This is a genomic window from Alteromonas sp. ABH4_456 (assembly GCF_056160645.1).
Map to the genome: position 1 here is coordinate 91,329 of NZ_JBSWXO010000005.1, position 20,483 is coordinate 111,811.

The window sequence follows — 20,483 nt, forward strand, 5'->3', positions numbered from 1 at the left end:
ACAAACCATCTGATTAGATACAGTTTCGCGCTTTTAAACGCTCTGTTACCCGGCTGACAATTTCCTGCGGTGTGCAGTCGATGGTGACTGTTAAGACATCCTGTTCGCTAATGTCCGGGCGCTCCAGCGCATCAAACTGACTGTCGAGCATATCCGGTTTCATGAAATGCCCTTTTCTGGCAGCCATGCGTTCTAAAATCACATGCTTGGGCCCGTCGAGAAACACGAACACGAGGTTTTTATTATCTTTGCGAATTGCGTCGCGGTAGCGTTTTTTCAGTGCCGAGCACACAATCACGCCCTTGCGGCTGCGCTGCTCCAGGTTATACACCGCATCATTGATGCGTTCGAGCCAGGGCGCACGGTCTTCATCGTTAAGCGGGGAGCCCTCGCCCATTTTTTTTACGTTGGCTCTGGGGTGTAAATCGTCGCCGTCGATGAAGGTTGCCTGCATGTCTGCCGCCAGCATTTCAGCCACGGTGGTTTTACCTGAACCACTCACGCCCATGACCACCACAGAGAAGCCTGCCGGCGGTTGTTTGCTCTCGCTTTTACTCATAATGTTGCAGCCTGCTCCACGGTTTTGGTGTTAAATAATTGTTTACCTTTTTAGCGTAACATGTACCATGTTACCGGTAACGTTACTGATTGTGAATGGCTTTAAGGCGTAATTTTTTCTGCCGGCTTTCAGTAAACGCTTCTGAACCTGTAAAACGCTGTGAATAAGAGAACGTGCTATGGATGTTGGAACCGACCCTACTCACCTGTTGCTTACCGGCCTTGGCGCGGTGGTGCTGCTGGTACTGCTTATTATAAAAATGCGGGTGCATGCATTTGTGGCATTGATCCTTGTCAGCGTATTGTCGGCAGCGGTAGCCGGTATTCCAGCTGACGACATTGTGCCGGTGATGATGAAAGGGTTTGGTGGCACGCTGGCCTCTGTGGCCTTGCTGGTAGGGCTGGGCTGCATGATTGGCAAATTACTGGAAGTCACCGGTGGTGCCAGAGTGCTGGCCGATGGTCTGATCAACCGCTTCGGTGAGCAAAAAGCGCCGTTTGCGCTGGGTGTTGCGTCACTACTGTTCGGCTTTCCTATCTTTTTTGATGCCGGACTGATTGTGATGTTCCCTATACTGATGAGTGTGGCGGCTAAGTTCGGTGGCTCAACAATCAAATACGCGTTTCCCGCAGCCGGTGCGTTTGCGGTAATGCATGCCTTTGTGCCACCTCATCCGGGCCCGGTGGCAGCGGCTGATTTACTGGGCGCTGACATTGGTCTTCTGTTGCTGGTTGGATTGCTGATTGCCATTCCCACCTGGTATCTGGGCGCGTATTGCTTTGCCCTGTATGCGGGCAAGAAAACCGTACTTTCCCTGCCGCCGCTGTATAAGAACACTGATTCTTCCACATTAACCACTCCGCCGGCATTCGGTACGGTGCTGGCTGTGCTGCTAACGCCGGTGCTGCTGATATTTATGGATACCGGTTTGAACACCTTGCAGGTATCCGGCGCGATAAGCGGCGATGCTTTATGGGTTGATATTCTGCGTATGCTGGGCAAAACCCCGGTGGCGCTATTGATCACGCTTATTCTGTGTTTGTTTCTGTTTACCCGGGATCTTGGTCGTGAGAAAACCGAAGCGCTTTGCGGGGAATCGCTGGCACCCATCTGCGGTGTGATTCTGGTTACCGGTGCCGGAGGCATGTTCGGTGGTGTACTGCGCAGCAGCGGAATTGGTGAAGCACTGGCAGGCTTATTACAGGACACAGGATTACCGGTGATTGTGGCGGCGTTTGTGATTTCTACCTGTTTACGGGTCGCACAAGGTTCTGCCACAGTCGCACTCACCACCACTGCGGCTCTGATGGCCCCCATCGTATCGGCCACCACCGGCCTTTCGGCAGTAGACATCTGCTGTATTGTGATTGCCATTGCCGGCGGCGCGACGGTACTGTCGCACTTCAATGACTCCGGCTTCTGGCTGGTATCTCGCCTGCTGGATATGGACGAAAAGACCACCCTGAAAACCTGGACGGTAATGGAAACCCTGCTCGGCAGCATTGCATTCCTGCTGGCCGCGTTAATCAGTGTGGTGTTTTAGAAAGTTGCCCCGCCTGCACATTTTCTGGCATGCTAACCGCTAATTTCTGTCATCAAACTGATGTATTTTCTGCATGAATACAGACCCGTTGCGCTTTTGCCCGAACTGCAAAAGCGATGCTTTTTCGTTATCTGAAAACCGCTATTTTTGTGAAGACTGTAGCTTTACTTACTTCCTGAATGCTGCCACGGCGGTAGCGGGTATTCTGGTGTGTGACGGCCACCTTTTGTTTACCGTGCGGGCGAAAGCCCCGGGTAAAGGTAAATTGGGTCTGCCGGGCGGATTTGTGGATTTTCATGAATCGCTGGAACAGGCACTCATGCGGGAAACCCGCGAGGAACTGGGTATTCATGTTGCTGACTGGCAATATTTGCTGTCTGCGCCCAATACCTACGATTATGCAGGTGTGCGTTATCACACCTGCGATGGCTTTTTTGTTGCCACGCTGAAAAAGCGCCCGGAATTTTCGCTTCAGGCCAGCGAAATTGCCGGTGTAGAATGGCTGAAACCGGGTGATATTAATCCGGATAATATTGCTTTCCCTTCTATGCGCCACGCGGTGAAGGTATACATTGATTCTGTCAGTTAAACTGCCTGCTCATTTAAGGATAAGAGTATGAAGCGTTTTTTCCTGTCACTGGGTGTCGTGATTGTTCTGCTGATTGGTGTACTGATATTTAACGCCATGCGTTTTACGCCACAGGAGTCTGCCCCGTCTGCAGACATTACGTTAGTTCAGCCCGACGATGAATTACTGGCTAAACAGCTTTCTGAGGCACTGACCTTTAAAACCGTGTCTTATGAAACCGGCAACCCGGACAACTACGCCAGCTTCACCGCATTTCAGGAATGGCTGGCCGCCACCTATCCGCTGGTATTTGAAAAAGCAGAACTGGTGCGCCTGAACACGCACACCTTGCTGTTCCGCCTGAAAGGTCAGGACGCTGCGTTAAAGCCGGTGCTGTTTTCTGCCCATTACGATGTGGTGCCTGTTAACCCGGGTACAGAGCCCGACTGGACGCACCCGCCGTTTGGCGGCGTCATTAAAAACGGTGAAGTGTGGGGCCGTGGCGCACTGGATGACAAAAATTCTGTCATCACACTGATGGCTGCTGCCACACACTTGCTGGAAGAAAACATCACCACGCAGCGGGATATTTATATTGCCCTTACCCATGACGAAGAGATTGGCAGCACGGACGGCGCAATTGCAGTCACCCAGTGGTTTAAAAGTAAAAAGATCACGCCTGCCTGGTCACTGGATGAAGGTTCTTACGTGCTGGACGGTATTGTGCCGGGTATCGATAAAGGCATTGCCAGTATTAACCTGTCGGAAAAAGGGTATTTAACACTGACACTCACCGCAGAAGGGGAAGGCGGACACAGCTCCATGCCACCACAGGATACTGCGGTAACTATTCTGGCCGCTGCACTGATGAAGCTTCACGAAGCGCCGTTACCCGGCGGACTGGAAGGCATCAGCGAAAAGATGTACAGCGACATTGCCCGGCATATGGATTTCACCAAGCGGTTGTTATTTGCCAATATGTGGTTGTTTAAGCCCCTGTTGAATGCTGTTGTAGGCAGCAGTACCAGCGGTAATGCCATGCTGCGCACCACCACAGCTCCCACCATGCTGTCAGGCAGCGTGAAGTCTAACGTATTACCCGCCACCGCAACGGCCACGATTAATTTCAGGCTGCACCCGCGGGATTCGGTTGAATCGGTGACTGAATGGGTGCGTGAAGCCATTAATGATGACCGGGTAACGGTGGAAGCCGGAGAATTCACTGAGCCTTCGCCGGTAGCATCCAGTAATAATGAAGGTTTTTTACAGATGGTACAGACCACACGGGCTGTTTATCCGGATGCGATTATTACGCCGGGCCTTACCATTGCTGCTACAGACAGCCGCTTTTACAGCGAAATAACCGACAGTTACCGCTTTGCGCCTATGGTGTTACGTTCAGAAGATCTTGGCAGTATTCACGGCACCAATGAAAAGATATCGGCAGCGAACCTGGTAAAAGCCGTGCAGTTTTATACGGCACTGATGGCGCAGCAATAAGATAAGCATACAGAAAGAAAAAGCCCGCCTGCCCAACCACAGGCGGGCAGGCTGTTAACGGGAAACTTCCATCATTAACCCGTTAACGAGCAACACAGGGTTGTCCGGTTTTACCGGCGCGGGAATGGTGGTTTGCTCTGTCCACGCATTCTCCCATTCAATGAGAGCCTGCTGTTGTGCCTCATCATCAAAAGATGACTCAGACACCACGGAAGCTCGAAGGGCTGACAAGTACTGCGACCACCGCGGCAGGTAGAAATCTTTGTACATGCCCTGCCAGGCTTTAGACGCGTAGTCTTTCAGCTTGGGACCGCCCCACACGGTAATTTGCTGGCGGGCGTTCTTCACATAAAAGTCAGATTCGGCTTTGTTGTCACCGTAAGCGGCTGCATCTGACAACCAGGTATGCAGAGACTCCTGGTGCCATCCCATCAGCGCGTCCAGTTGTGTAACCAGTTTGGTGATTTGTGCCGTCAGTGCATCGCCTTTTTCAATGTCTTTCGCCTGATAAGCCGCCACGGCTTCCTGCAACATTAAATCCACGTGTAGTGATACTGACTGCTTTGTCACGTCCACCAAATCGTAAATATACAGCGGGGAATCTGCGTATTCGTCAGCCAGAGACAGCAGTTCCATGATGGCTGCGTCGAGGCTGGCGAGATCGCCCGGGCTACCTTCGAATTCTGTGATATCTGTTGTAGGACGCTTGAACAGTAAGTAAGCGCCTGCTGACCCTTCCCACCAGCGCGTGGTCCAGTAACGTACCGAATACACACCGTCGATAAGCTTATCCCAGGCATTCAGCAGCGCCGGAGACGATTTACCGTACCGCGCGTTGGCGTAGGTGGCTATCCAGCTTTGCATGTCCGGTTTTGCCTGCCAGGGTAAATCGAACAGGAACTCATAAGCCACAGAGTTATTGTGAATACCTTCAGGGAATACACCGAAACCGGTTAAGGCACCTTTATTTTCTGAATGCGTTACCACATCCAGCTGCTCTGTGTAGTCTGTAAAGTCAGCGTAAACGGGGTCTGATGCGCCGTAGTTATGAATGAATCCGAAGATCCACGGCTTACCTTTAAAACCTTCTGTGCGCTGCCACACATGATAACGGTCGTTGCCGATATCGTGGATCATGGCTTTGCTGTCCGGTACATCTTTCAAAAAGGCTTCGATGGATTCCAGATCCCAGAACTCTTCATCGGCACCGAACATCCAGCCCTGCATCACCCAGGTAGCATCCGGCGCAGCCTGTTGAATAGACTGATAAATGCGCTTTCCGTAAGACGCCAGGTCGGCGTAACGGTTATCTTCTGACACCGGCGGCAGCATTTCATTAAACGCATCAGATAAATAATATTCGTGTTCGCCATAGGTGGCGGTGTAGATTTCGATAAAGCGTTTTGCCACTTTATCGAATAACGGATCTGCCGGGTCCAGCCAGTAGGTTTCGTGTTCGAACCCTGTCCATTTCGGCATTTCGTAAATTTTTGCATCAGGGAAACGTTCGGTGAACGCTTTGGGTACATACCCGCTGAACGCCGGAACAACAGGCTTCATGCCCAGCTCATCCATACGTGCCAGAATTTGTTTCTGCAGTTTGTGTTTCTTATCAATCCAGCTTTGCGGTAACGGGCCTTCATGACCTTCAATGTTACCCATGCGCTGCCAGGGCGTAAACGCAGGTCCTGAAAAGTACGTATCCAGTTCACTGTCTGTTACACCGAACTCTTTCCACAGGGCTTGCCACACAAACTCCTGACCTTCCATTGCCACGGGGTTATTCACACCGTGCAGGGCCATCCAGTCTATTTCCTGCTCCCAGCGCGCCCAGTCCCACCAGGGTGTGGTATAGCCATAGGCACACACATTCAGATACGCGCGCTGATCAAACGGTGTAGCGATTTTCGCCCCATCGTAGTCAGCAAAATGGTCGGGCATGGCCACGCGGTTGCCTTCCCAGCTTACCGATAACGCGCCCTGCTCCCGCAGATACTGATATGCACCGTATGCCATGGCAGCATCGCTGTTGCCACTGATTTCCGCCTGTCCGTTTGTTACATTCACTTCGTACCACTCAGGTTCGTTGTCGGTAACTTTGCGGGTGGAAATGTGCCCTGCCTGACCACCGGTGACCCGGCTGAGAACGGCCTGCACAGGGGTTTGCAAGGCTACGGTTTCACTTTCACTGACGCGGGGTTGCTCTGCCGGTGTACCGCAACCACTTAAGGCAAACGCCACTGCCAGACACAGCGCACTGACCGGCATAGACATAGGTTTACGCATTGATTTTTTCCTGTAAAAAACGTGCGCTGCATTAACAGGCAGCGCACACCGCGTTTTTAAAACGAGTACATTGCACTCAGATAGTAGCTTGTACCCAGTACACTGGTGGTCTGCCAGACCGGCTTCTCATCGGTGTAGTAGGCTTCTTCATCGTTACCGTTAATATTCAGTGCGCCGAAACGCAGGTTCAGTTCTTCAGTCACGTTGTAGCTCAGTACCACGTCTATCTGATCGCGGCCATCTACCACGCGGCCTTCACGGGCGAAGAACGCATCGTTGCTGTCCTGAATATACGGGCTGCGGTGGTTCAGTGCGACTCGCGCGCTGAACACTTCATTTTCCCAGTAGCCGATGAAGTTCCAGGTTTCTTCAGAAGAATTGGTCAGTACAAAGTCTTCACCGTCTTCCGCATCAATGAAGGTATAGTTTGCTGAGAAACCAAAACCTTTGATGGGCAGCCATTCGTCCAGTCCCTGGTTCCAGCCAAGCTCATAACCTTTGATGGTAGTACCGGAGCCATCATTGTAGGTGCTGGTAATCTCATAAATATTACCTTCATTGTCGGTACAGTCTGCTGCCGTGCCGCTCAGTGCCACACCGTCATAACTGTCCGGACAAACAAACTCGGTCACAGAGCCGTTCTTAATTTCTTTCCAGAACAGGGTTAACGCCAGGCTGTCACCTTCACCGTAGTACCATTCCAGACCTAAATCTGCCTGATCTGCGGTCATTGCCTTCATTTCCGGCTGACCCAGATCGATGGTGTAGGTAGTGGTACCGAAGGAGTTAGACGCAGAGGTTTCTGAAGCAGCAATTTGTGTATTGGACGTCAGAATAGGACGCACCAGCACTTTTGCTGCCGCAAAACGGGCCTGTACTTCATCGGTGAGCTCTAACACCAGGTTCATGCTGGGCAGGAAGTTGGTGTAGTCATAATCGATATCGTATTCACCCACCACCATGCGGATTTCTTCGTTATCCGGATTCTGCTCACCGGTAAGGTAAGTATTGATAGTCCGGTCTGTGGTTTCGTAGCGTCCGCCGAAATTACCGCGGAACGGGAAATCACCTAACATGGTATCGAACTCAAGCTCGGAATAGAACGACAAGATGTCACGCTCGATACCGTAAGACGACTGGGCCGCAAAGAAGGTAGGAATGGTCACGCCCTCTGCTACCAGCGCATCGCGGTAAGCCTGAATATCCGGTGCGATCCAGGCATGCTGAATAGACATCTGATTATCGAGGAAGTCCGTCACCATGAAGTTATATTCAGACATCAGCGGTAAGTCTGCAGGGTCTGCATCACCAATGGCGAAACGGTCAGTACGGTATACCTCGCGGTTAAACTCTTCCTGACGGTACTTCACGCCGAATGCGAAAGACGTGAAAATGTCGCCGTCGAGAATACGCTCAGCATCAAATTGCAGCGCCTTTTCTGAGGTATCCACAATACGGGTCGCACCGTTCGGATATTCGTTACGGGGCATGTCGTAGGGATACAGCGCCGGGTCGGTGAGATCTTCATCCACATCAAAAATAACATTGCTGCTGTCGGAAATATCCATGGTGGCAGACACGGTGGTTGCCAGAATAGCGGCTTCTTCGCTTTCTGTAGCATCACCCGCGGTGTAGTGCGCCACGCCTGAGATTATCCAGTTTTCCGTTTCGTATTTAGACTGCAAGGTAAAGGCTTTACTGGTTGCGCCTTTTTCCTCGATTTGACGGTTATTTTCCAGCGTGAAATCATCAATTCTCACATTGGTGTATACGCCGCCAACCGGCTCGCCAAGCAGGGTGATGTCATCACGGTCGAACAGGAATACCTGCTGGTTCAAATCCTGATAGGTATCGTCGTCGGCATAAATGGCAGTAAACGTGGTTTCAAAGCTGTCAGTCGGACGCCACTGCACGGCACCGTTCATCAGATAACGCTTGGTTTCACGGTCGATACGACGGTAACGTGGACGGCGTGGATAATCATTGCCTTCGTCGTCCTGGAACCAGCGGCCCATCCAGAAGTTATCTACGCGGTCATCCAGTTCCTGATAACCGGCGTTCAGGAAAATACCCACGGTATCGTCAGCAAACTGGTCGATATAGGTAATGTTTCCTTTCGGCGTAACATCGTCAGTAGGTGAAAATTCTGAATACTGACCTTTTACCGAGGCCACAATTTTACGCTCACCGTAAGACAGCGGCTTGGTGGTATCGATGTTGATTGTGCCGGATAAACCACCGGTGTCCATGTCAGCACTGGGAGATTTAATCACCGAGATGGCAGAGGCCAGTTCAGACTGAATAATGTCGTAACGGAAACCGCCGGTGAAATCGGCGTTTGCCATTGTCTGACCATTAACGGTCGTCCGCGCATATTGCGCACCTAAACCACGAACACTTATCGTGGAGCCACGACCGTTAATGTTGGAAATCTGTACACCGGGAATGCGCTGAATAGCTTCAGCAATGTTCTCGGTGGGGAATTTTCCGATATCTTCTGAGGTGATGATATCGGCAACTTTGGTTTCATCACGCTTGATAGCCGCTGCCTGCACAAGGCTGGAGCGATAAGTCACGTCGATGCGTTCAATCAGGTCTTCATCTGGCGTAGCAGTTTCCTGCGCGAAAGCAACAGGGTTCAGAGCACAGAGCAGCGCACTGGCAATGAGGGTTTTCTTCGGAAGTGCATAGTTCATTTGCGTTTCCCATCAGTTCAACACTTTTATCGTTTCAGCTTCAGGCAACGTCGCTGAATATGTTTTCTTTTATTTTTGTTTTACGGTGATTTTTTCATCATCCTGTTTTTGACGCTATCACCGCGTGTCAACGTTGTCAAACATCAAAATGAAAAATTTATGACACGGTTGTTCCGGAATATCAGGAAATTAATTCAGCGGCGCAGCGGAATCCCTGACCACCAGTTCGAGGCTGAAGCCTTTAGATTCCACGGTGTGAACATCTTTCGCCTGCATCATCTTGATCACCATTTCGGCGGCGGAAGCGGCGATATCAAAATTTGGCTGATTGATGGTAGTGAGGTGTGGCCAGGTTTGAATTGAAAACGGACTGTTCTCGAATCCGGCCACGGAAACATCTTCCGGCACCCGCAGTTGATTCAGGCGCACCATGAACACCGCGCCTGCTGCGATTTCGTCGTTACATGCAAAAATAGCGGTGGGTTTATTGTCATTGCTGAGAACCTGTTTTGTCATCGCCATACCCGAATCGAAGGTAAATTCGCCGTCTACGATTAGGTTCTTATCCACATCCAGTCCGCGTGCTTCATGGGCTTCCCGAAAACCACGCAGGCGGCCGAGGCTGGATTCATGTGAGGCATGATAGCCGAGAAACGCAATACGCTTGTGCCCGAGATCAAGCAGGTAGTCTGTCATTTTACGGCTGGCTTCCACATCGTCCACGTGGACCACCGGAGCGAGTGTATCCGGCGCTTTTGAACCGGAGAGGATGCGTACAACCTTGGCATCACGGTTCAGCAGAAAAGTAACCAGTTCACGGTTTTCGGATAACGGCGGCGTAAGAATCACCCCGCCTATCTGATTTGAACCAATCATGGCCGCCAGTTCTTTGCCCACCTCTTCGGAACGGGAGTCGGTGGGATGAATAACCAGTTCGAACCCGCGCTTGCGGCACTCTGAAATGATGCCATTCTGCATTTCAATCACATAGTGACTGTTCGGGTTGTCGTACACGAACGCCAGTGAAAACGGCGCTTTACGCATGGTACGTGCAGTATGATTAGGCTGATAATTCAGTTTCTGAATGCATTCCTGCACTTTGGTGCGTACTTCATCGCTGACGCTGGGTTCGTTGTTGACCACACGGGAAACGGTTTTAAAGGAAACCCCCGCTAACTTGGCCACATCCTTAATTGTCGGCTTCTTCATAGTGACTGCCATGATCAAAAAAATTCCTGTCTTTCAGGAGCATAAAGGCTATGGAGACGGCCCGCAACATTCCTGTCCTGCCATTCATCTGTCTTATCGTATTTCATTTCAGCAAAATAATATTTGACAACGTTGACAAAGCAAGGTTAACGTAAAAACCCTGATTACTAAAGAAGCAGTTGATCATGACAAACACGGCTGATAACACCGAAAAGAAAAACCGTTTATTGTCGCTGGACGTATTCCGCGGCCTGACCATCATGGCCATGATTGTGGCAAACAGTCCGAATACCTATGGTGAGTTGTCCCATGCATACTGGGATGGCATTCACTTCGCCGACCTGATATTTCCCTTTTTCATCCTCATTGTGGGTGTGGCAATCAGCTTAGGCTTTAAGAATATTCATGCTGATTCGCCCAATCTGAAACCTGTACTGCAAAAAGTGTGGAAACGCACCTGCATCATGTTCGCCCTGGGATTAGTGGTGAACCTGTTCTACACCCACTTCGAGCAGGTTCGTATTCTTGGCGTGTTGCAACGTATCGCAGTGGTGTATCTGGTTTGCTGCTATCTGGCGGTTTACTGCTCTGTACGTACAATAATTAAAACCGGCATTGCCCTGCTGGTGCTGTACTGGCTGTTTGTGCTGTTTGTGCCGGCCCCGGGTTTACCCGCCGGCCACCTGGAACGGGGCGAGAACATTATTAACTGGTTCGACAGATTCATGCCCGGCATGTTGTGGCGTGGTGAATGGGATCCTGAAGGTTTACTCAGCACCTTCCCTTCTGTGGTTACCGGCATCATGGGCATGCTCATAGGCCGCATTATCATTGCCGCCAAAGGTGAGTTAAGAGACGCAGTGATGCATCTTTTCTTATTCGGTTTTCTCACCTTTTGTGCCGGTTGTGTGTGGAGCCTGGGCTTTCCGTTCATCAAGCAAATCTGGTCCAGTTCCTTCGTACTGGCTACCGGCGGGATCGGCGCTATGATTCTGGCGGTGATGGTGTGGTACACCGATATTAAAGGCCACCGTGCGGGCACGGCCATTCCGGTCATCTTTGGCGCCAATGCGATTACCGCCTATGTGCTGCACGTTATTATTGAGAAGTGCCTGGACTGGGAAATAGCCGGCACATCTGTTCACGGGGCATGGGTTGAGTGGTCTTTGCAGGCAGGCTTCAGCGAATTTGCCAGTGCCACTACCTGGGTAGTGATGTTTGTGGGTATTTGTTTTATTCCCGTCTACTGGCTCTACCGCAAACAGATTTTTATCAAAATCTGATCTTACACCGTTTTTAATTCTCTATTTTATCTATCCAACAGCAAGGAACCCGTGAGTGATTCAGCAACAGTATTTTCTTGGTATCGATGGCGGCGGCACTAAATGCAAAGCCCGCCTTGAATCCCTGAACGGCGAACTGCTTGGCGAAGGGCTTTCCGGCCCGTCTAATCCTGCACAATCAGCAGAGACCGCATATAACTCAGTGAATGCCGCTGCCATGCAAGCATTAAATGAAGCCGGACTGCCGGCAGATGCACTGGCACAGGTGCATGCCTGCCTGGGACTGGCCGGGGTGAACATTCCGGCCTACCGGGAGGTTGCGGAAAAGTGGCAGCTTCCCTTTGCCAGTACAATGATTACTACTGATTTACACATTGCCTGTACCGGCGCTCACGGTGGCAGCGAAGGTGCCATTCTAATTACCGGCACGGGCAGTTCTGCCTTTGCCAGCGTGAATGATGTGCATACCTGTATTGGCGGTCATGGATTCCCCCTGGGCGATAAGGCCGGCGGCGCCTGGCTGGGCTGGCGGGCAATCAGCCACACGCTGGAAGCGATGGATGCGTTACAACCGGTTTGTGATTTCACGGAGGCGGTGTGTCAGCAACTCAATGTAATCACACCGGAAGATATTGTCGCGAAGGCCCTGCACTACCGCTCCGGTGATTACGCGGCACTTGCACCGCTGGTACTGGACTTTGCGAAGCAGAATAACGCCGGTGCGCAGGCCATTATTAACGAAGGTACTGTGTACCTCACCAAAATGCTGACAAGATTACAGGCGCTGGATGCACGGCGTATCACCATGATTGGCGGACTGGCATCGTACTGGAGCAGCCAGATCCCTGTTACTATTCAACGGCTGCTGAGCCCCCCATTGTGTTCCCCTGAATACGGTGCGGTTTCGCTGGCACGGCAGGCATTTAAGGAGGCCTGAATGGCACACGCAACAAAAATGGCTGCTGAAGCGTCGCAGACCCCTGACGTTTTCCGCACACAATTACGTGACAACGCAGCGCAAATCACTGCGCTGGCGGCAGCAATTAAGCAAAAAGACCCGGAATTTGTGTACATGATTGGCCGTGGCACATCTGACCACGCCGGCGTTTTCGGCAAATACCTCATTGAAACAGAGCTTGGTTTGCCGGTAGCCGCCGCAGCACCGTCGGTGAACAGTGTATTTGGCAAGTCACTGCGTTTACAAAAAGCGTTAGTGTTCGTGATTTCCCAGTCTGGCCGCAGCCCTGACATTTTGGCTCAGGCAAAAATGGCGAAGGAAAAAGGCGCACTGGTTGTTGCGCTGGTTAACGATGAAAGCTCACCGCTGGCAGATCTGGCTGATTTCTTTGTGCCCCTTAAAGCCGGCCCGGAAGTGGCAGTGGCAGCCACGAAAAGCTATCTCGCCACTTTATATGCTTTGCTGACCATTGTGGCGGCGTGTTCAGACAACCGGGCACTGCACGAAGCACTGAGTGTCTTGCCTGACCGGCTTGACGACACCATTGCACAGGTACCGGTACTCACTGCTGAGGTACTTAAGCCTATGGAGCGCTGCGTGGTACTTGGCCGTGCATTTGGTTATGCGGTGTCCCGTGAAATAGCCCTTAAAATGAAAGAAGTACTTGGCGTTCAGGCCGAAGCGTTCAGTAGCGCAGAGTTCCTGCACGGACCGGTAGCCTTGCTGAACCGTGGCGTAGCCATTATTGACGTACACGTGCCGGATGCTTCAGCCAGTTTTCACAGCGGACAAATTGAAGAAGTGAAGCGCCGTGGTGCGCCGGTATTTCCGCTGTTAAAAGTAGATGACGAGGTGCATCCGCTGGTTGCGCCGCTGCTGATCATGCAGCGTTTTTATCTGGATATCGAAATTGCAGCGAGAACCCTTAACATGGACCCGGATAATCCGGTAGGCTTGAAGAAAGTCACGGAAACGGTTTAATTCATGGGTTATTTTGCTTCACAATTTTTTGATGGCTACCGCCTGCAAAGCAACGTGGTATTCACGGTGGAAAACGGGCGCATTGCGTCGGTGACACCTGATGCTGAGCCGGGGCAACACGATGTACTGGATGGCCTGATCATGCCGGCCATGGTAGATGTTCAGGTTAACGGCGGCGGTGGTGTGCAGTTTAATGAAGCGCCGGTGGCGGATTCTTTGTTGCACATGTCACGCGCATACCTGACTACCGGTACAGGCAGTATTATGCCTACGCTGATCACCGACGATATAGCCGTCATGTCTGCCGGTGCGGATGCTATAGCTGAAGCGCATAAGGCCGACCCTGCCGCCATTCCCGGCGTTCACTTTGAAGGCCCGCACCTGTCTGCTGCGAAAAAGGGCATGCACAGCGCTGCGCATATCCGCCCCCTGAGTGACGACGAATTTGCCCTGTTCACCCGCAAAGACTTAGGCCAGGTATTACTTACCGTTGCGCCGGAAACCGTATCCCCTCAAGACATCACCCGTCTGGTGGACGCGGGCGTAATTGTATCGGCCGGTCACACCAACGCAGATGCAGACACCTGTTTTAAAGCCTTTGATGCCGGTGCGACCGGTGCAACACACCTTTACAATGCCATGTCTGCCCTTACCAGCCGGGAACCCGGCGTGGTAGGCAGCGCGTTATACCGTGATGATGTGTATTGCGGACTGATAGTTGATCATCAGCATGTGCACCCGGTAAGTGCCACTCTGGCCATCCGCCTGAAGGGTGACGACAAGCTGATGCTGGTGACCGATGCCATGGCCCCGGCGGCCAGCGATGCTGACCACTTTATGTATCAGGGCATTAAGGTGCTGCGTCAGGGACCAACGCTCAAACTGGCAGACGGCACACTGGCCGGTTCGGTGCTGACCATGGAAGAAGCCATTCAGCATACCCGTTTTGATTTGAACATTGCGCTGGAAAGTACACTGAAAATGGCCACTTCAACACCGGCAAATTTTCTTGGGCTTTCATCAAGTATCGGCACATTACAAACCGGCTCGCAGGCCAACTGGATAGCGGTAAACGACGCCTTGCAGGTTCAGCGCGTCTGGCGTAACGGGATTTGCATGTCGTAAGGCTTGCAGGGCCTTTCCCTTTTAATCTGAAGGAAATAATAATGACAACAGGTAAAACCTCTTCTTCCGGCAGTACAGTATTGCTGCCCATGGCCATTATCGGCACCTTGTTCTTTGTGTTTGGTTTCATTACCTGGCTGAACGGTGCGTTAATCCCTTTTCTGCAAATTGTATGTCAGTTATCGGGCATGGAAGCGCTGCTGATCGCATTCAGCTTTTACATTGCGTACGTCGTCATGGCTCTGCCCATGTCGTTTGTGTTGAATAAAACCGGTTACCGCAATGCCATGTCGCTGGGTCTGGTGATGATAGCCGCCGGTTGCTTTTTGTTTGTGCCGGCTGCAGAAACCCAAACCTTTGCCCTGTTCATCACCGCACAATTTATTGTAGGTTCAGGACTGACTATTCTTCAAACCGCATCCAACCCGTATCTGGTAAAAATCGGGCCTTCGGAAACCGCTGCAGCCCGCATATCGATTATGGGCCTGCTGAATAAAGGCGCAGGCTGGCTGGCACCGGTGGTATTTACCGCATTGGTACTGGGGGAATTCTCCGGCGTAACAGCGCAGAGCATTGCCGCTTTACCGGAAGCAGAACGGGCTGCGCAAATTCAGTCTCTGGCTGACAGTCTGGTAGCACCTTATATTGGCATGGCTGTCGCTCTGTTGTTACTGGCAGTCGCGCTGCGTTTTTCCGGATTGCCTGAGCTGGATTTAGACAAAGAAGATGAAAGCCTTGATGCCAGCGGCATGAGGAACGGCTCAATTTTGCAGTTTCCCCAACTGGTGCTGGGTGTGGCGGCGTTGTTTTTCTATGTGGGCGTAGAGGTCATTGCCGGTGACACTATCGGGCTTGCCGGCTCTGAGCTTGGCGTGGAAGGCGCATTGGGGCTGACGTCCTATACCATGTTCTTTATGGTAATAGGTTACACCCTGGGTCTGGTACTGATCCCGCGGGTTTTAACCCAACATCAGTTGCTTACGCTGTCTGCGGTACTGGGCATGTTACTCGCGGTTGCCATTCCGTTTACAGACCCTGCCAGTGACAGTATTTCTGCTGTTATCTGGGGTTGGACCGGTGTCACCACGCTGCCCGACCCCCTTGCGTGTATTGCTCTTCTTGGCCTGGCCAATGCCATTGTCTGGCCGGCAGTGTGGCCACTGGCACTGGAAGGCTTGGGTAAATTCACTGCCCGTGGTTCAGCCCTGTTAATCATGGGTATTGCGGGTGGCGCAGTATTGCCAATGGTTTTCGGCGCGATTGCTGATGCATACGGTGTTCTGAATGCTTACTGGATGACCATTCCTTGCTACGGTTTCATTCTGTTTTATGCCCTGAAAGGTTGCCGTATAAAGCACTGGTAACTTATTAATGCGGAGCTGTATGGCTCCGCACCTTTCTCCTGAAAAAGTGTATTTTAACCATTGCTAAATGTGCGAAAAACACGATAATTCAGAAAAGATTTTTGCATATTACGCATAAATGAATTTATTGAATCACGTTACACTCCGTACTCTCAAGCTATTTATCGCGGTTTATGAAGCCCGCAGTTTGTCAGCCGTCGCCAGGCAGAAAGGGGTTTCACCGTCTCTGGTATCAAGGGCCATTCAGCAACTGGAAGATGCCACGGAGCAGCCGCTGTTTTATCGCAACACCCGTTCGCTGGCTCCCACCGAACAGGGAAAGATATTCTTTCGCTATACGTCAGAAATCGAAAAATCTTTGATGGAGATGCAGCAGCATTTACAGGATTTCGATGGCGAACCGGGCGGCATACTGCGAATAAATGCACCGGTTCAGTTCGGACAACATCATGTTGCCCCGTTTCTGGCGGAGTTTTCCGAACTGTTCCCGGATGTACAGGTGGAGCTTACTTTAACAGATGCGTTTATCGATCCTCATGCAGGTGACGCCGATGTGATTATCCGCATAGGTGCCCTGCCGGACTCTTCCCTGCGGGCAAGAAAAATCTGCGAACAGCGTTACTTTCTGGCGGCATCACCGGCTTATCTTAAGAACAATACACCGCTGACATCCCCTGCTGATTTAAAACAGCACCGGTGTCTGGTGTATAAAGGTTTCAGCGGGACTAACCCGTGGTTTTTCCACGAGCCTGATTCGGGCTGGACACAACAACAATTTGTACCGCTGATGACGTCTAATAATGCGGAAGCGCTACTGACGGCTGCTCGGGAAGGAATGGGACTGGTTTTATTCCCGGACTGGCTGGTTGGAGAGAGTGTGCGGGAAGGAAAACTGATCTCTGTACTGGATGCGTTTAAGCCGGCTATCCGGAAGTCACCACAGGATATTCACTTTGTCTATCCGAAATCACAGCACACGCCGGTAAGCGTGCGCCATTTCATTGATTACATGCTGTCGATATACGGCGATACGCCGTACTGGGCAATCGACTAGTGCTTTGCATTCATGTAGGACACGGCGCAAATAAGCCCGCGCAGTTCTGCAAGGCCTTTCAGACGGCCAAGGTAGGAATAACCGGGTTTCAAATCCGCTTTGTCCTGCTCATCACTTAATGTGTGACCATGATCAGGGCGCATGGGAATTTGACACCCCAGACTGGACTCGCATTTCAACAGCGCCTGTACCAGCCCCACCATATCATTGTCGCCGTCCAGATGGGCGGCTTCATAAAATGAACCGTCATCTTCCCGTTTCACATTGCGTAAATGCACAAAGTAAATCCGCTCTGCAAACTCGTTAACCATGGCGATAAGGTCGTTGTCGCCTCTGGCACCGTAGGAGCCGGCACACATGGTGAGTCCGTTTGCAGGGCTTGGCACCGCTTCGAGGATCTTCCTTGCATCCTGTTGGGTAGACACCACTCTGGGCAAGCCAAAAAGAGAAAACGGCGGATCGTCAGGATGAATACACATTTTCACACCGGCTTCTTCTGCTACCGGAATGACTGCTTCAAGGAATTCAAATAGGCTGTTCCGTAAACCGTCCTCGCCGAGATCGATAAACTGCTGGATGGTATCTCTGATCCCTTCGCGGTTATAAGAGCCTTCACCACCGGGTAATCCGGCAATGATATTTTTCTCCAGCAATTCCCGTTCAGCATCAGACATGGCATCAAACCGGGCTTTCGCCTTATTCAACAGATCAGAAGAATAATCATTCTCTGCTCCCTGACGCTGCATCACAAACACATCGTAAGCAGCGAAGTCTGAATATTCGAAGCGCAATGCATAACTTTTGTCAGGAAGTTGATAAGTCAGATTCGTGCGGGTCCAGTCCACCACCGGCATAAAGTTGTAGCACACGGTCGTGACACCGGCAGCGCCGGCATTGCGCACCGACGTTTTATAGTTTTCGATAAGCTCACGATAATTACCGGTACGACTTTTAATGTCGTTATGCACAGGAATACTTTCAATAACATCCCACTGCATGCCGGCATCTTCGATCATCGCTTTACGGGATTTTATGGTTTCGAGTGGCCAGGCTTCACCGGTGGGCACATCATGCAGCGATGTCACGATACCGGTCGCGCCTGCCTGGCGGATTTTTTCTAGCGTAATGCTGTCGCCGGGTCCGAACCAGCGCCATGTTTCAATCATCTGCAACCTCAAATTTGGTCATGCCAATTATTTAGAGACTACTGCATAAGCGAGTAAAAGACAATTAAAAACACCATTTGGCCTTACCAAAATATTTATATATGAAACTTAATCTGGCACCTGGTAGTGATATGTGAATTAGGCGCGGGCTTCTTTGATCATGGTTGCCGTGCGGCGGAAAGAATAATGCAGGCGGGTGAAGATACCGTCTATGAGAGCCAGATTTTCTTCCGGCGCACCTTCCGCTTTGAGTGTATTGATTATCCGCTTATTTACCGGGGCAAGAAGGTCTGTATCATCCCCTTTTGATGCAGCCAGAAAAGAGGCCGCCAGCGCTTGCTGCCACTCCTGTTCAAGATCGGTTAGTGAGCGCTCACTCAAGCCACTCATTAGACGCCGAATCCGCATAGAAGCATGTCCGAGGTTCAGGCCTGTCAGGCCCAGGTCGGTTAGTGTCCGGTAACCTGAAGTAATATTTTGCTCGTAACTGGTGAGTCGCAGAAGCCGGTCACACATCCGCGCATTGAACCAGTCTTCATCATGACCGGGACTGCCAATTTTAAGTAAATCCTGATAGGTCACTGAAAGCAAACGTGACTGGATCCAGTTCGCGCCGGGCCCGGCAAATAACTTAAATATCCAGTATAAAATCATCACGCCACTGAGGACCGCCAGTGCACTGCTGGTGGTGTAATCCACCGAAAGTGAGCGACTCATATCGTTGGCCGGTTGCACAAGGATCACAAACGGAATGCAAAAGCCGATGCCGTAGGGCAGAAACGCCCGGTGCGACAGCAGCATTAAACCTAAAAACAGCGGGCCGGATAAAATAAGCACCAGAATGGCGAAGTCACCGCTACTGGCGGCTATCAGGTTCAGGGCGTAGAAAATGGCTACAGGTATAGCAAAGCAGGCTCCGATAAGTACACCACGTATGGCCCTGGTGACCACCACGGGCGCGAGTCTGGCGAACATGATGGAAAATATTACCGGTAAGATCATCAGCATGATGGCTGCCGGTGAACCTGTGCCTACCCATAAAAATGCGCCGGTGCTGAAAACCAGACATGTGCGAAAGCCTGTCGTCACTGCTACCAGCCAGTCGCGGTGAGGTTTAATACCTGAGGCTTTAAGGGTGGATTTTTCTCCCCGCTCCAGTGCCCGGTAAGCACGAAGTATGACCACTAAATCTGCTACCATTTCCTGCGCGGTACGGCACAAACGGAATTCTAATGTGGTCAATTGGTCAGACTGGAAAAGCTTGCTCCATTTGCGTCTTTGCTTCTGTGCCAGCTCATAACATTCGTCGAAACTTTTCAGGCTGCCAATGAGGCCCACATCGTTTCTCAGTTGAGTGAGCAGCGACATCATATTCTCTGACAGCAATTCCGGATTATTCCGTTGCAGCCGGCCGAATATTTGTACCACGGCAATTAACGACAGGATTTTATTACAGATAACGGTGGCCGCGCGGGATTTCCCCGGCCCGTCCGGACCTTCAAAAACGACAGCGCTGGAGTCATCACTCAGCGCCGTTAAAGACTGTAGGGTATCGTCGATGTGCTTGTGCCGCTCATCGTGTGAACCGTCAGGATCTAATTCTACCGACAGATAAGCCATCGTCTGGTTAATGGTGTTTTTGGCATGATCAACCAGCACCTTCTCTACCCGCTGGGGCCATAAAATCAGCGAAACCAGCATGGCGCACACCGACCCAACGATAAGCTCACTGATCCGGGACTGGGCGATATCAAAAATGCTCTGGCTGCTAACTGCGGAAGGCGTAGCCATGGTCAGCAGAATAATAATACAGGGTGTGACGCAGGCCATAGCAAAGAAGTAAATAAAGTTCACCCGCCGCACCAGTGATGACAGACCGGAATTCAGCCAGGTCCACAGCGCCAGGCAAAACAGGGAAATCCCTGAATAGGCATGAAAATAATGCAGTACCACCATGGCGAAGGCACCGCCAATGAGAGTCCCCAGGATCTGACAAACGGTTTTTTCCAGCACCATGCCGGCTTCCGGACGTACCTGCAGAAAAACCGCAGAGACCAGCGCCCAGTAAGGCCGCTCCAAGTCCATCCACATGGCCACGTACATTGCCATCGCCATGGAGATAACCCCTTTCAGGGCAAATATTAACGAGGCGCGGGAGGGCCTTAGGTAGACAGCCAGGAAAGCAGGCAAC

At 51.4% G+C, this 20,483-nt stretch carries 15 protein-coding genes; 9 read left to right on the plus strand and 6 right to left on the minus strand.

What is annotated here, in order from left to right; all coding sequences use genetic code 11:
• Window positions 1–13: 13 nt before the first annotated feature.
• A complete protein-coding gene (locus tag ACXAG2_RS09715; RefSeq protein WP_474843818.1) occupies window positions 14–559 on the minus strand; it encodes a gluconokinase in 546 nt (181 codons plus the stop codon).
• A gap of 178 nt (window positions 560–737) precedes the next feature.
• On the opposite strand from ACXAG2_RS09715, the gene ACXAG2_RS09720 reads away from it, so the two are divergent.
• The 3 genes from ACXAG2_RS09720 (at window position 738) to ACXAG2_RS09730 (ending at window position 4,170) form a co-directional block, all read left to right on the plus strand.
• On the plus strand, window positions 738–2,102 hold the full coding sequence (locus ACXAG2_RS09720; RefSeq protein ID WP_474866415.1) for a GntP family permease: 1,365 nt from the start codon (window positions 738–740) through the stop codon (window positions 2,100–2,102).
• A gap of 73 nt (window positions 2,103–2,175) precedes the next feature.
• Entirely contained in the window at window positions 2,176–2,691 is a 516-nt protein-coding gene (locus tag ACXAG2_RS09725) for an NUDIX hydrolase (RefSeq protein ID WP_474866417.1), read from the plus strand.
• Window positions 2,692–2,718: 27 nt separating this feature from the next.
• Window positions 2,719–4,170 (plus strand): M20 family peptidase, encoded by a 1,452-nt coding sequence (locus tag ACXAG2_RS09730; RefSeq protein WP_474866420.1) that lies wholly within the window; start codon window positions 2,719–2,721, stop codon window positions 4,168–4,170.
• A 54-nt stretch (window positions 4,171–4,224) separates the two neighbouring features.
• Here the strand turns inward: ACXAG2_RS09730 and ACXAG2_RS09735 are convergent, their stop codons facing one another.
• The 3 genes from ACXAG2_RS09735 to ACXAG2_RS09745 form a co-directional block, all read right to left on the minus strand.
• Window positions 4,225–6,456, minus strand: coding sequence for an alpha-N-acetylglucosaminidase (locus ACXAG2_RS09735; RefSeq protein WP_474866422.1), 2,232 nt, complete (start codon window positions 6,454–6,456; stop codon window positions 4,225–4,227).
• 56 nt (window positions 6,457–6,512) lie between these two features.
• Entirely contained in the window at window positions 6,513–9,152 is a 2,640-nt protein-coding gene (locus ACXAG2_RS09740) for a TonB-dependent receptor (RefSeq protein WP_474866425.1), read from the minus strand.
• 189 nt (window positions 9,153–9,341) lie between these two features.
• Window positions 9,342–10,373: a LacI family DNA-binding transcriptional regulator gene (locus ACXAG2_RS09745; RefSeq protein WP_474866428.1), complete on the minus strand. Its 1,032-nt coding sequence runs from the start codon at window positions 10,371–10,373 to the stop codon at window positions 9,342–9,344.
• Between the two features lie 173 nt (window positions 10,374–10,546).
• Here ACXAG2_RS09745 and ACXAG2_RS09750 point away from each other — a divergent pair, with 173 nt between their 5' ends.
• The 6 genes from ACXAG2_RS09750 (at window position 10,547) to ACXAG2_RS09775 (ending at window position 17,126) form a co-directional block, all read left to right on the plus strand.
• The gene (locus ACXAG2_RS09750) at window positions 10,547–11,644 is read left to right on the plus strand and encodes an acyltransferase family protein (protein ID WP_474866430.1); all 1,098 of its coding nucleotides are present in this window, start codon (window positions 10,547–10,549) and stop codon (window positions 11,642–11,644) included.
• Between the two features lie 55 nt (window positions 11,645–11,699).
• Entirely contained in the window at window positions 11,700–12,581 is an 882-nt protein-coding gene (locus ACXAG2_RS09755) for a glucosamine kinase nucleotide-binding domain-containing protein (RefSeq protein WP_474866432.1), read from the plus strand.
• Complete coding sequence (nagB-II, locus tag ACXAG2_RS09760) at window positions 12,582–13,583, plus strand: glucosamine-6-phosphate deaminase NagB-II (protein ID WP_474866434.1); 1,002 nt, start codon at window positions 12,582–12,584, stop codon at window positions 13,581–13,583.
• 3 nt (window positions 13,584–13,586) lie between these two features.
• Window positions 13,587–14,708: an N-acetylglucosamine-6-phosphate deacetylase gene (gene nagA / locus ACXAG2_RS09765; RefSeq protein WP_474866436.1), complete on the plus strand. Its 1,122-nt coding sequence runs from the start codon at window positions 13,587–13,589 to the stop codon at window positions 14,706–14,708.
• Window positions 14,709–14,749: 41 nt separating this feature from the next.
• Window positions 14,750–16,072 (plus strand): sugar MFS transporter, encoded by a 1,323-nt coding sequence (locus ACXAG2_RS09770; protein WP_474866439.1) that lies wholly within the window; start codon window positions 14,750–14,752, stop codon window positions 16,070–16,072.
• Window positions 16,073–16,190: 118 nt separating this feature from the next.
• Window positions 16,191–17,126 (plus strand): LysR family transcriptional regulator, encoded by a 936-nt coding sequence (locus tag ACXAG2_RS09775; protein WP_474866442.1) that lies wholly within the window; start codon window positions 16,191–16,193, stop codon window positions 17,124–17,126.
• Here the strand turns inward: ACXAG2_RS09775 and uxuA are convergent.
• Together uxuA and ACXAG2_RS09785 are read right to left on the minus strand one after the other, a co-directional pair.
• Window positions 17,123–18,292, minus strand: a complete 1,170-nt coding sequence (gene uxuA, locus ACXAG2_RS09780; protein ID WP_474866444.1) for a mannonate dehydratase — start codon at window positions 18,290–18,292, stop codon at window positions 17,123–17,125. The genes ACXAG2_RS09775 and uxuA overlap by 4 nt on opposite strands.
• 138 nt (window positions 18,293–18,430) lie before the next feature.
• Window positions 18,431–20,482 carry an FUSC family protein gene (locus ACXAG2_RS09785; RefSeq protein ID WP_474866447.1) on the minus strand — a complete coding sequence of 684 codons (2,052 nt, stop codon included), beginning with the start codon at window positions 20,480–20,482 and terminating at the stop codon, window positions 18,431–18,433.
• Window position 20,483: the final 1 nt, after the last annotated feature.